This is a genomic window from Lysinibacillus sp. CNPSo 3705, from assembly GCF_028674935.1.
In the GTDB taxonomy this organism is placed as follows: domain Bacteria; phylum Bacillota; class Bacilli; order Bacillales_A; family Planococcaceae; genus Lysinibacillus.
Genome location: NZ_JAQZSD010000095.1, coordinates 1 through 12,198, shown reverse-complemented (window position 1 = coordinate 12,198; position 12,198 = coordinate 1). Strand labels below are relative to the sequence as shown.

Below are 12,198 nucleotides of genomic sequence, written 5' to 3'. Positions count from 1 at the left end.
AGGCATTTCAAAATACGGAAGCATTTAAGCAATTAGCCGCAAATCGCTACAAAATAGAAGCGAAGAATAGTGAATTAAAAAACGGACACGGGTATGATACGGCATCGACTGCGGGTCTATTTAAAGCTATTAAAGGAAAATAAATAAGAAATAGAGACAGAAATAAGGCACTTCCTGTTCAAAATTGAACAAGAAGTGCCTTATTTTTATCTGAGAAAGGTTCGCTTTTATGAAAACGTAAGTTTTTCAGTGCCCTCCTCATTTGAGGGGGCTCTGTTATTTACTTTATTAAATCTCATGATGTGATTTTGGTTTTGGTCCTAGCTCTTCGGGTTCAATATCTGCAAATGTCTCGCCCTCTTCTTCCAAATCACGCATACGATGTGCAATACGGGATGCGGCTGAAGCTGCAATACTGCCCACTAAATCATCTAAAAACGTATTTACATGATGACCAGGTTCTGTATCCAACTTCTTAATGATACCTATTTTTTGCTTATCTAAGTGTCCGAAAGTCGTTACTGCTATGCTACCGTATGTAAAAACAGATCCAAGTGCGATTGTTTCATCCACACCAAATAAACCCTCATCGGATTCTATTATTTGCTGTAATGGTGCCGATAATAACTTTTTCTCTGCCAGTTCATCTAATTCAATCCCTACTAATAGAGCATGTTGAACTTCACGCTTACGTAATACACGCTCAACAGAATGAACACAGTGGTCTAACGTTAAACCTTTGTTATAGGATTTTTGCATTTCATAAACGATTTTTGCAATATCCTCTATCGATACACCACGACGAATAAGTGCAGCTTGAGCTGCCTTCGCTACTTCATCAGAGTGTATGCGAGTATTTTTATCATGCATAACTATCCCTCACTTCGATTTTTATTGCTAGAATAGTGCTAGCCCAACCTATTATACCTTTACTTTGAGTATATGGTACAATTTCGTTACAAACACGAGAAGGAGTGTCATCATTGGATAAGGGAACTGTACAGGATTTAAAGTTCTATAGTGAAGCATTACAGGAGGAATTACCGCTCTATATTTATGTTCCTGCAAATTATTCTCCACTATATAAATATAATATTTTAATTGCGTCAGACGGAAAAGATTATTTCCAACTTGGAGGTATTACAAAACTTGCCGATGAACTTATCGATGACTATGAAATCGAAAATCTAATCATTGCCTTCGTTCCTTATAAGGACATTAAGGATCGACGCCATAAATATATTCCAAGCGGAGAGCAACATGAAGCATATCTTCGTTTTTTAGCTCATGAGCTTGTGCCGTATTTAGATGCTGAATATGCAACATATCAAATGGGAATGAGTCGAGGGGTTATCGGTGACTCAATGGCTGCAACAGCTTCCTTAATGGCCGCATTAAAATACCCAAGTATTTTTGGCAAGGTTATTTTACAATCGCCATATGTTGATGAAGATGTTTTGCAAGCTGTAGAGAATTTTAAAGATCCAGGAGCAATTTCCATTTATCATATTGTCGGTAAAGAAGAAGATAAAGTTGTCACGATGGATAAAACCATTAAAGATTTTTTAACACCAAATCGTCAGCTTCATAATCTCATGATAAACAAAGGATTTTCTACATTTTATGAAGAATTTGATGGCAATCATACATGGAAATATTGGAAACCTGATTTACGCCGCGCATTAATTGAAAATTTTAATTAATTAAGACGATTCAAATTACGAAATCGGAAATTTCTGTTATACTTAAATTAAAATTTGTTTATTTTCGGGAGGTAATGGCCTATGAAATATGGTATTGTGGCATTTCCATCAAAAAAATTACAAGATTTAGCGAATACTTATCGAAAACGTTACGATCCTCATTATGCGAAAATTACTCCGCATATAACATTAAAGGATAGCTTCGAGGCAACGGATGAAGCTATTCAATCTGTCGTAAAACAATTAGATGGGCTGGCTGCCAAATATGCACCTTTAAACATTCATGCATTACGCATAAGTTCATTTTTCCCAACAACAAATGCGATTTATTTCCGTATTGAACCAACTGAACAATTAACAACATTACACGAAGCTCTAGAAGAAATAGTACCTTTTGGTGAGTCAAAACACGTATTTGTACCACATATTACAATTGCTCAAAAAATGACAGATTCCGAGCACGATGATATCTTTGGGCAATTACGTATGACAGGTGTTGACGAAAAAGATACAATTGATCGTATTCATCTTTTATATCAATTGGAAGATGGCTCGTGGACAACATATGAAACTTTCCGATTGACTGGAGCTGAGTAATCTGTATAGCGTAAAGATTGTTGAAACAACTAAAGAACATGAGGATGCGTTTGCAGTCCGCAAGCAAGTTTTTGTTGAAGAGCAAGGTGTGCCACTTCATCTAGAATGTGATGCTGAGGATGCATCTGCAACGCATTTCATTATGTATGAAAACAATGATCCTGTAGGTGCTGCACGTTTACGAAGTATCGAGGACGAGGCCGCAAAAATTGAACGTGTTTGTATTTTACAAAATCAACGTGGTAAAAAACTAGGTGCTTTAATAATGAAGGAAATGGAGAAGCACGCCATGTTAATTAATAAGAAAAAGCTAAAACTTCATGCACAAAGCCATGCTATTCCGTTTTATGAAAAGCTTGGCTATACTGTAACATCTCCTGAATTTATGGATGCTGGTATCCCACATCGTGCTATGGAAAAAACAATTTAACTTTTTGGTAAAAATTCCCCTCGGCAGATGTTCAAACTGAAATAGCGGAAATCAGTCTATGAACGGATGCAAATAAGCCGAGGCATATTTGATCAAAGGTGTTACGAAAATGCTAGGCATTCGTAACACCCTTTTTTATTGCACTACAAAGCTTTAAAGGTTGATTTATAAATGAAAATTCATTTAAATCAACCTTTTAAATATATTACTTTGCCTAGTAGATTCATGTTATTTCATCATTTTTGTAATTTTATCTAAATCTAGTGAATTACCATCTTGAATAATTGATTGTACTAACTTATCTTCAAGCTCTTGCGTAATTTGTCTTTTTGACATTTTACTTACGCGTCGTACGATTTTTCTTACTTGTTTTTCATTTTTAAAATCAGCATGTTGAATTTCATTTGCTAGAGCAAAGATTTCATCCATTGATACTCCAGTTTTTTGTTCAATTGAATTAAAAAGTGAGCGATTCATGTTCCCCCTCCTATCAGTTAAAATTCACATTTATTCCTACTGTTGTTCTCATGCACGAACCATATGACAACTAGTGAAGGCTTTAAACTTTATTCAGAAAATCGAGCTCTCTGAAGAAAAGCTAAAGCCTCTATCTACTGTCACAATCAATTATGCCTCAGCATATTGGCTTTGTGCTTAGGCCTGCACGATGTTGGTCACTCAGTCGTTGCCACAGGACGTGGCGTTCTTAGACTGAGTTCCTCTATTTCAGCAAATGTTTGGACATCCGCTAAAAATAGCTAAACCCGCATTCATCTCACCACCGGTAACGGTGAGTGACTTCTGCTAAAAGAAGTTAATCAAATTATATGCAAGCAGCACCTACAATGATCAGAAGAATGAATAGGACAACAATTAAAATAAATGTTGAACTATGCCCATGTCCGTAACCATAGTAACCGCCGCCATAGCAGCCTTCATGGTGACCGCCATAGTAACCTCCATAATCTCCTCCGTAACAACCATCTGCATGCCCTCCATACGGATGCGCACCCCAGCCTTGATATCCCATAAAAATACCCCTCCCTTCTACAACCTATCATATGTTAGCGTTGTAAAAATGGGTGGGGTATTCGTCTAATCAACATTTCCTTTAGGTTTAAATATTAATGCTCCGATAAAGCCAAAAACAACTGCAGAACTGATTCCTGAGCTTGTCACCTCAAACATTCCCGTTAACACACCTACAAGCCCATGTTTTTCCGCTTCAACAATTGCACCTTGCGTCAAGGAATTTCCAAAAGATGTAATAGGAACAGTTGCTCCGGCACCAGCAAAATTAATGAGTGGTTCATACAAACCCATTCCGGAAAGAATAGCACCAGCTACGACTAGAGTACTCAATGTATGTCCAGGTGTTAATTTACCAAAATCCATTAATAATTGACCTATGGTGCAAATAATGCCTCCTACAAAAAATGCAATCACAAATGTCATAAACATAGTTTTTTCGCCTCATTCCATTGTAATTTCAATCGCATGCGCCGTACAGGGGATTGTCTCGCCCTGTTGAAATGTAAGCGGAGACAATAATGCTCCTGTCGCCACAAGAAGGACTCGTTTATAGGTACCTGCTCGCATCTGTTGAATCACATAACTAAAAAAAACAGCTGCCGAACAACCCGCGCCACTTGCACCGGATTGGAATGTTTCATCCTGTCCATAAAACTCTGCACCTGCATCACGTAAAGGTTGTAACTCCTCACTCTTTATGCCACTTTCAAGAAACATACCTTTTAGAAGTTTTAAGCCAAGCTGACCTAAATCACCTGTTAAAATTAAATCATAGTGGTAAATTTTTTGATTACGCTGTTCTAAATGTGATTGAATCGTCTGAAAAGCAGCTGGTGCCATCGCTGCGCCCATGTGAAATGGATCATCCATACCGTAATCAACCGATTTTCCAACAGTTGCTGCTTCAATTGAAGGGTATTCTTCATGATGTTTACCAACTAGAGCATATCCTGCAGCCGTTACGGTCCATTGAGCTGTTTGGGGCTTTTGTGAGCCATAATCGATTGGATAGCGGAATTGTCGCTCAACCGCATTGTGTTGACTAGATGCACCGGCTAGCGCTAATTTGGAGGCGCCTACTTCTGTTAAAAGGCTCGCAACAATTAATGAAGATATAGAGGTGGCACACGCTGAGAATAATCCGATAAAAGGAATGTCTAAATCTCTGGCCGCAAAATTGGTTGGTGTCATTTGATTAATTAAATCGCCGCCCATAAAATAATCAATGTCTGCGCTTTTCACGCCTGCTTTTTTCATGGCGAATTCACAGGCTTCTTCAACCATTTTTCGATGCCCTTGTTCATTTGTTTTCATTTGCCAACGTTCATCATCGAAGGTCGCATCAAAATATTGACTAAATATACTACGTTTCTCTAGTGGACCAGCTACCACACCACCTGCTATTAAGGAAGGCTTCGATTGAAAGACAATTACCATGAAACCACTCCTATCGTCACAAGAATGAATTTAATAAGTGCTATAAAAAAGGCGGAGACAACACCAAATAATACAACTGATCCAGCTAATTTAAATATATTTCCACCGACACCAAGTACTAATCCTTCAGATCTATACTCAATGGCTGCAGAAACAACAGCATTACCAAACCCTGTTACAGGTACAGCGGATCCAGCTCCAGCAAATTGACCAATTTTTTTATATAAGCCAAACCCTGTTAATATCATGGCGAAAAATATTAATGTTGCAACTGTTGGATTTCCAACTGTCGCTTCGGTAAAATCAAAGAATATCATATAAAAAAGGGATACGGCCTGTCCGATTGTACAAATAAGTCCACCTACTAGAAACGCCTTTGCAACATTTTTAAAATAAGGCGGTTTAGGCGTGACATTTTGCTCTAATTGCTGATATTGTTCCTTTTCCATTATGTTTCCTCCTTTGCTAGATTCTTCAATTTCTTAATTTTATCTTTCAGCTTATTATCTTCAACTTGTTCCCTTTTTATTTTATTGGCTTCATAAAATATTTTATAATCAGCTGAGACAAAAACATCTTTGTTTGGATATTTTTCATCAAATTTCTTTTGCAACTTTTTCTCTAATTTAGTCTTTTTCCACTTATCCCACGGTTTAATTTGCACAGCCACAAGCATACTATTGTCATATTGAATAACCGTTGTTTTGTCTACAAATTTCTGTTCTTTTAAAATGGCTTCAACTTCCTTTTCATTTTCCGGTGAACCATAGACAATAAATTTTTCTTTTTCACCGCAACCACTTAAAAGCGATAAACTGACTAATAGAGGTAACATTATTCCTAACAGCTTCAAGCTTTTACCCTCCTTTTCTTTAAAGTTTCTCCAACCATAAAAAAACTATTCATTTAACTATATATACGAAAGCCCGAGTCCAATTTTCAGAAGCACATATTGTAGAAGTAGTAACAAGGAAAGGAGGTGACAATATGGGTTGTGGTAAGCCAACAAATCCTATTGGACCAATCCATTCAGCAGGCTGCGTTTGTGACGTAGTACGCGCTATTTTAGACATTCAGAATCAAGCGGTGAGAGATGAATGTCAACCATGTACAGCTAACTGTTTCTTAGAACCACTTGGAGGCATTGTAAGTCCTGCACGCTCTCATGCAGATACACGTGTATTCATGTTAATTACAAAAGACGGTACTCCTTTTAAAGCATTTTTCAGTTCACCAACAGCAGATCCATGTATATGTACATCAGTATTTTTCCGTGTAGAAGATATGTTCGATGAGTGCTGCGCTACTTTGCGTGTTTTAGAGCCTTTATGTTCATTTGACTCCAGCGAAAGTACAGTAGATCTATTAAGTCGAGATGGCTGCTGTGTCAACATGAAAAAAATATGTAAAGTAGATGATTGGAATTCAACTGAGAGCTGTATCACTGTAGATTTATCATGCTTCTGCGCTGTACAATGTATTGCTGATGTTGACTTAGGGATTTGTGAATAGTCTCTTCACCTTTGACACACTACACATAAAAAAAGTGTACAGCATCCTCTGCTGTACACTTTTTTCATAAGGTAGGTAGTTGTTTACCTCGCCATAATACTTGATCTATGTCCTCAAAATAGATTATTTCTTGCGTCTTTAATTCGAAAGAAGTAAGCATCAATGAATCGGTCTGTACATCAGATGCACTACCACGTAATTCTCTACCATCCTTTAAACATATAAGTAACGGTTGATAGGCTTTTTGACGAAAAGGCTTCTCTAAAAATTGAAGCTGCTTTAGTAAATACGGATCTATTTGTACTTTTTCAACTGCTTCTTCTTTTTTTTCAAAAGTTTGCCCATTGAAATAGCCGTCCTTTATATACACTGACGTACTTTCATCCAATTCAAGCTCATGTAGCATCTTAGAAATATTTAGAAAATATGATGGTGATTTTATAAACAAGCGTGGCTCTTGACCCACATTACTCACTTCCCTTTTTTTCATACAATATGCAAAAGGAAGAAGTTTGGTTCTCAACCTATTTGACTTAAGAATACTGTCGCTAAACCTAAGTAAATTAAAATACTTGTAATATCATTTAATGTTGTAATGAATGGACCTGATGCGACAGCCGGATCAATCTTCATGCGATGCATTAGTAGTGGAATAAAAGAGCCTGCAAGTGTAGCTACTAAAATAGAACCACAAAGCGCTGCTCCTACCAGCATTCCAAGAATCAACTCTTGTTTCCAAACATAGATGATGCCGATCACAATTAACCCACAAACAACTCCAGACATTAAACCTGTACCGGCTTCGCGTAGTAGTAATTTTAGCTTGCTATGTTCTTCGACATCGCCTGTTGCAATACCTCGAATAGCTACCGCTAGTGCCTGTGTTCCACTATTTCCTGAAGTACCTGAAATGAGAGGGATAAACACTGCGAGTAACGCAACCTGTTCTAACGTTGCCTCAAATTGTCCCATCAAGTTTGCTGTCAGCATCCCTAAAAATAATAATATGACAAGCCATGGTAAACGCTTTTTAGCCGCTTGAAACGAAGTTGTATCAAATTTATCCATATCGGAAATACCCGCTAATTTAGAGTAGTCCTCCGATGCTTCCTCATCAATAACGTCGATAATATCATCGACTGTAATAATCCCTAGTAATTTACCCTTATCGTCAATAACTGGTGTCGCTAAGAAATTATAGTCCTTCATAATTTGTGCAACCTCTTCTTGGTCATCCCCTGCGTGCACCATCACAACACGTTCATTCATAATCGAACGTATGAGGGTATCTTCATCAGCAATAATTAAATCACGAAGCGTAATAACACCTGTTAATCGATGTGCTTCATCAACGACAAATATATAATAAATGGTCTCGGCATCTGGCGCCTCTTTCCGTAAAATCGCCATCGCTGAACGAACAGTAGAATTTTCTGGTATCGCTACATATTCAGTCGTCATGATAGAACCAGCTGTACCTTCGTCATAGCTTAATAACTCATTTATCTCTTCAGCTATTTCCTCATCCATCATGCCTAAATAGCTTTCACGTTGTTTCGTATCCAACTCATTTAAAACGTCTGCAGCATCATCTGCATACATGTGAGAAAGCATTTCTGCACCATATGACGGATCCATTTCAGCTAGATACGCTGTGTATTCATCATCATCTATTTCGATTGCCTCAAAAATATCAGCCATTTCCGTCGGAGACAAGTACGAATAGATGGTCTTCCTTATATCAGGTTCCACCTTCTCATAAAACGTTGCCTGATCATATGGATGAAGCTCTAAAAACTCATCGCGGAATGCGTCAATATCATGTGCTTCGAGCATTTCTCGCAATCGTGCCTCGTCGAACTGCACTTCATCCTTTTCATTTCTTTCCTCTATCATGCTTGTCCCCTCCTTCCGAGCATTAAATCATTGATACGGGCAATGCCGTAAATCTACCTTATATATAATAGAATGTATTGTGCCTTTTCTGCAAACCCTTTTTTTACTACATAGCAACCTACATCATTACCCTATCTAATTGGATAAATCTAAAGGTAAATGTTTCTATTTTTCACCCGTTACGATAACGTGTGGTTGATTTCCGTTTTCGACTGTGCGCTTTGTGCTGCCGCTTGCTTTCGCACAGAAATTAGCGGTACCAAGCCAAATAACCCTCTACATTACTATATCCTACACAAACACTTTCTTTTCTGTTAATGTGCTGTTAAGGAAAGACTATTCTTTTACTGAGCTATAAAATGATAAAGAGATGCCCGTTTGTGCGAACATCTCCTTACTTATATAACATATTCAGTAATAGTTTTCATTCTTAGTGAACTAATGAAGTCTCATTCATAGGTAGGTTTTGTGTCGAGCTTCAAACTAAGGAGTCATTCAATAATCTCTGCATATCTACATTTATGTTACTTTTAAATTGCAAACGCTCATTTGTCAAAGGGTGAAGCATTTTTAAGGACACACAGTGTAGAGCTTGTCTATTGATATGATCGCGACTTCCACCATAAAGTTCATCTCCAACAAGTGGATGTCCTATATAGGCCATATGCACACGAATTTGATGTGTACGCCCCGTGTGCAACTTTAACTGTATATGTGTCATCGGTTCATCCTGTAAATAAAAATGCCTTAAAATGGTCACATCTGTATGGGCAAATTGACCGTCCTCACGAACCTCTCGTTCAATGATACTCGTCTCCTTGCGTCCTATAGGAGCGATTATTGATTGTACATCTTGTGCCACATGTCCATGTACAATGGCTTCATATTGCCTAGAAATTTCTCCACTGCGCTGTGCAAGACCCGTTAAATGATGAATATGAGCATGCTTGGCAATACATAGCAAACCAGAAGTATCACGATCAAGTCTCGTTACGATATGAGCAGTTGATGCTAGACCCTGTTGCTGAAAATGACCACACACTAAATTAGCTATGCTATTTGTTGGATGCTCACGTGAAGGAATCGTGCTCTGCTGTGCTGGCTTATCAAGCACTAAAATCGCTTCATCTTCATAAATAATAGAAAGTTCACCATGTTCAACAGCGAGCCCTTCACTTTTTTCTTCAGGAGGAAATTTCACTTCAACTCGGTCCCCCATGCGAAGAGGATGTCGAACATTGCGTTCAACATCATTCACGGTCAGTAAGCCTCCATCAAATTTAATTGCCGTTAAAGCTCGCTTGGAGATGCGCCATTCAGTCAAGGCCTCCCTTAGTAGCTGGCCTTCCTTTTCCGCTATAAAATGCAGTGTAAATCTTGTATCCATTTTACTCATTTGCCACGAATGACTCATGTACACGTTCCCAGAATGGGAATGGACGGAAACGAGCAAAACGTACTCTTTCAGTTGCTACATTAAAAGCAATCGACTTCACATCGCCTTGCGTAACTTGTAAATGATCAACAGTCATATTAAAGTTTTGTTCATTTACTGGACGTAAAACACAGTGATGGTGTGCTGGCAAAATAAGTGGAGAACCAACTGTACGGAAGACACGGTTATTAATAGATGCTATCTCCGTAATTTGGAGTGCCGCTAAAGTTGGGTGAATAATTGCTCCACCGAGAGCTTTATTATAAGCTGTACTACCAGAAGGAGTTGACACACAAAGACCGTCTCCACGGAAACGTTCAAACTGGTTACCATTTAACTCAACATCCATAACAAGCGTGACATCCGGTGATTTTATAGTTGCTTCATTTAACGCTAAATACGTATTGGATTCTGCATTATGATGTTCCACCTTTACCTCTAGTAGTGGATACTCCACAACATTAAAGTCCTTTTTGGCAATGGACAAAACAAGCTTTTCTAATTCAGATGGTTTCCAATCCGCATAAAATCCTAAATGTCCCGTATGGATCCCTACGAAGGCAACCTGATGTAGCATATGAGCATATCGATGAAAGGCATGGAGTAAAGTACCATCTCCTCCAATAGAGATGACAATCTCAGGAGCCTCTTCATCATAAGTTAACCCAAAGTCTTGCAAATACGTTTTAGCTAGCTCCATTAATTCGTTCGACTGTGCATCTCTACGTGATTGAATGGAAAACTTCATTTTGTGTCACGCTCCTTCTCCGATAATAAATTAGGATTCGATGCCTCTTTGTATTCACTAAAATAGGCCTGCGCTTCTTGTATCTCACTACGAATAGACGACATTTCCTCATCCAATCGGAAGGCGGCCTCTGCTGCACTTTGAAGGCGATTTTTAATTTCCTCGGGGAACATGCCTTTATATTTATAATTTAAAGAATGCTCAATAGATGCCCAGAAATTCATAGCTAGTGTTCTTATTTGAATTTCAGCTAATACCACTTTTTTCCCTTGTATCGTTTCAACAGGATATTCGACAATCATATGATATGATCGGTAGCCGCTTGGCTTATTATGTGTAATATAGTCACGCTCTTCCACTACACGCATATCTTTACGTTGACGTATTAGTTCCGTAACTGTAGAAATATCATCTACAAATTGACACATAATACGTAAGCCTGCGATATCCCCTAACTCATCACCTAGCTGTTTGGAAGGCTCAAATGCGAGTCCTTTTTCTAATGATTTATCGTATATACTTGCTAAAGGTTTTACACGTCCCGTTACAAATTCAATTGGTGAATTTGCATTAACAATGCCAAACTGTGAACGCATACCCTTTAATTTTACTTTTAACTCATCTACTGCTTGTTTATAAGGACTTAAAAATATTTCCCATTGTCCCATCGCAAAAACCTCCCGACAATCGGTATGAAACAAAACCAACACCGTCTGTTCGTTTTGTCTTGTTATTCAGCAAGAATTGTCTTGAAGTGGTGTTCCACCGCTTGAACAAATTCCGCCCCATAATTGTAATTTCCTTCAATATTATACACGAGCATTTCTAGTTCATCGTAAAAATTAGTAAGCTCAATAACTTCTGTACCTAGTTGTAGCTTCGGATTTTGCTTTTTTTGCAAAATATGTACAAGTTCATCCCAACTACTCGGTGGAAAACGCAAGTAATGATAATTCTCTCCTGCATCAAGTAAATAAATGAACGCAAAGTCATCAGAGTCTGCTATTAATTGTGCAGCAGGTTTTAACTGTAAATTTGCTTCAATGTCGTTTAAACTAAAATGAAGTTGTTCGTTTTCAAAATTCAATGTTTCTATTGTATAAATTTTACGCACATGCGGTTCCCCTTTTCGTCGTACTCTTCCTCTTATTTTAGCATAGAGGGTAAAATAGTTGCAGTTGTAAATACTAAATCAATGAAATAACGAACAAAACTTTTTATTATAGCGTGTAGTTGATTTCCGTTCCGACTGGGCGCTTTCCTGGGGGCGTCCGATGAGCCGCTTCACTCGCGTTGCTCGCTCCAGGGTCTCGGGCCAACACGATGTTGGTCACGAAGGCGTTATCACAGGATGTGATGCTTTTAGCCTTCGTTCCTCTATCGCTGATCCCCAAGGAGTCGCCCAGTC

The 12,198-nt window shown here is 38.3% G+C and carries 17 protein-coding genes; 4 read left to right on the top strand and 13 right to left on the bottom strand.

Annotated features, from left to right (window positions below; genetic code table 11):
* Nucleotides 1-288: 288 nt before the first annotated feature.
* Nucleotides 289-870 carry a phosphatidylglycerophosphatase A family protein gene (locus PVA17_RS23060; RefSeq protein WP_132363897.1) on the bottom strand — a complete coding sequence of 194 codons (582 nt, stop codon included), beginning with the start codon at nt 868-870 and terminating at the stop codon, nt 289-291.
* Between the two features lie 113 nt (nt 871-983).
* Here PVA17_RS23060 and PVA17_RS23055 point away from each other — a divergent pair, with 113 nt between their 5' ends.
* From PVA17_RS23055 to PVA17_RS23045, 3 genes are all read left to right on the top strand, one after another.
* Nucleotides 984-1,703 (top strand): alpha/beta hydrolase, encoded by a 720-nt coding sequence (locus tag PVA17_RS23055; protein WP_132363899.1) that lies wholly within the window; start codon nt 984-986, stop codon nt 1,701-1,703.
* Between the two features lie 81 nt (nt 1,704-1,784).
* A complete protein-coding gene (locus PVA17_RS23050) occupies nt 1,785-2,300 on the top strand; it encodes a YjcG family protein (protein WP_132363901.1) in 516 nt (171 codons plus the stop codon).
* 1 nt (nt 2,301) lies between these two features.
* A complete protein-coding gene (locus tag PVA17_RS23045) occupies nt 2,302-2,730 on the top strand; it encodes a GNAT family N-acetyltransferase (RefSeq protein ID WP_132363903.1) in 429 nt (142 codons plus the stop codon).
* 228 nt (nt 2,731-2,958) lie between these two features.
* On the opposite strand, the gene PVA17_RS23040 is transcribed toward PVA17_RS23045, so the two are convergent.
* From PVA17_RS23040 to PVA17_RS23015, 6 genes are all read right to left on the bottom strand, one after another.
* Entirely contained in the window at nt 2,959-3,207 is a 249-nt protein-coding gene (locus tag PVA17_RS23040) for a stage VI sporulation protein F (RefSeq protein WP_132363905.1), read from the bottom strand.
* Between the two features lie 346 nt (nt 3,208-3,553).
* Nucleotides 3,554-3,760: a YjcZ family sporulation protein gene (locus tag PVA17_RS23035; RefSeq protein ID WP_132363907.1), complete on the bottom strand. Its 207-nt coding sequence runs from the start codon at nt 3,758-3,760 to the stop codon at nt 3,554-3,556.
* Nucleotides 3,761-3,825: 65 nt separating this feature from the next.
* On the bottom strand, nt 3,826-4,185 hold the full coding sequence (gene spoVAE / locus PVA17_RS23030; RefSeq protein WP_248719137.1) for a stage V sporulation protein AE: 360 nt from the start codon (nt 4,183-4,185) through the stop codon (nt 3,826-3,828).
* An 18-nt stretch (nt 4,186-4,203) separates the two neighbouring features.
* Entirely contained in the window at nt 4,204-5,199 is a 996-nt protein-coding gene (locus PVA17_RS23025) for a stage V sporulation protein AD (protein WP_248717961.1), read from the bottom strand.
* Nucleotides 5,193-5,648 (bottom strand): stage V sporulation protein AC, encoded by a 456-nt coding sequence (gene spoVAC, locus PVA17_RS23020; protein ID WP_274069105.1) that lies wholly within the window; start codon nt 5,646-5,648, stop codon nt 5,193-5,195. The genes PVA17_RS23025 and spoVAC overlap by 7 nt, the downstream gene beginning before the upstream one ends.
* On the bottom strand, nt 5,648-6,052 hold the full coding sequence (locus tag PVA17_RS23015; RefSeq protein ID WP_274069104.1) for a YhcN/YlaJ family sporulation lipoprotein: 405 nt from the start codon (nt 6,050-6,052) through the stop codon (nt 5,648-5,650). The genes spoVAC and PVA17_RS23015 overlap by 1 nt, the downstream gene beginning before the upstream one ends.
* A gap of 134 nt (nt 6,053-6,186) precedes the next feature.
* Between PVA17_RS23015 and PVA17_RS23010 the strand changes: the two genes are divergently transcribed.
* A complete protein-coding gene (locus tag PVA17_RS23010) occupies nt 6,187-6,711 on the top strand; it encodes a CotY/CotZ family spore coat protein (protein ID WP_132363913.1) in 525 nt (174 codons plus the stop codon).
* Between the two features lie 64 nt (nt 6,712-6,775).
* On the opposite strand, the gene PVA17_RS23005 is transcribed toward PVA17_RS23010, so the two are convergent.
* The 6 genes from PVA17_RS23005 to PVA17_RS22980 form a co-directional block, all read right to left on the bottom strand.
* Nucleotides 6,776-7,177 carry a hypothetical protein gene (locus PVA17_RS23005; protein WP_274069103.1) on the bottom strand — a complete coding sequence of 134 codons (402 nt, stop codon included), beginning with the start codon at nt 7,175-7,177 and terminating at the stop codon, nt 6,776-6,778.
* Nucleotides 7,178-7,230: 53 nt separating this feature from the next.
* Nucleotides 7,231-8,607, bottom strand: a complete 1,377-nt coding sequence (gene mgtE, locus PVA17_RS23000; RefSeq protein WP_132363917.1) for a magnesium transporter — start codon at nt 8,605-8,607, stop codon at nt 7,231-7,233.
* Nucleotides 8,608-9,085: 478 nt separating this feature from the next.
* Nucleotides 9,086-9,994, bottom strand: a complete 909-nt coding sequence (locus tag PVA17_RS22995; protein WP_337993631.1) for an RluA family pseudouridine synthase — start codon at nt 9,992-9,994, stop codon at nt 9,086-9,088.
* 1 nt (nt 9,995) lies between these two features.
* Nucleotides 9,996-10,790, bottom strand: a complete 795-nt coding sequence (locus tag PVA17_RS22990; RefSeq protein ID WP_132363921.1) for an NAD kinase — start codon at nt 10,788-10,790, stop codon at nt 9,996-9,998.
* On the bottom strand, nt 10,787-11,458 hold the full coding sequence (yjbM, locus tag PVA17_RS22985) for a GTP diphosphokinase (protein ID WP_132363923.1): 672 nt from the start codon (nt 11,456-11,458) through the stop codon (nt 10,787-10,789). Before yjbM ends, PVA17_RS22990 begins: the two co-directional genes overlap by 4 nt.
* Nucleotides 11,459-11,520: 62 nt before the next feature.
* The gene (locus PVA17_RS22980) at nt 11,521-11,904 is read right to left on the bottom strand and encodes a UPF0738 family protein (protein WP_132363925.1); all 384 of its coding nucleotides are present in this window, start codon (nt 11,902-11,904) and stop codon (nt 11,521-11,523) included.
* Nucleotides 11,905-12,198: the final 294 nt, after the last annotated feature.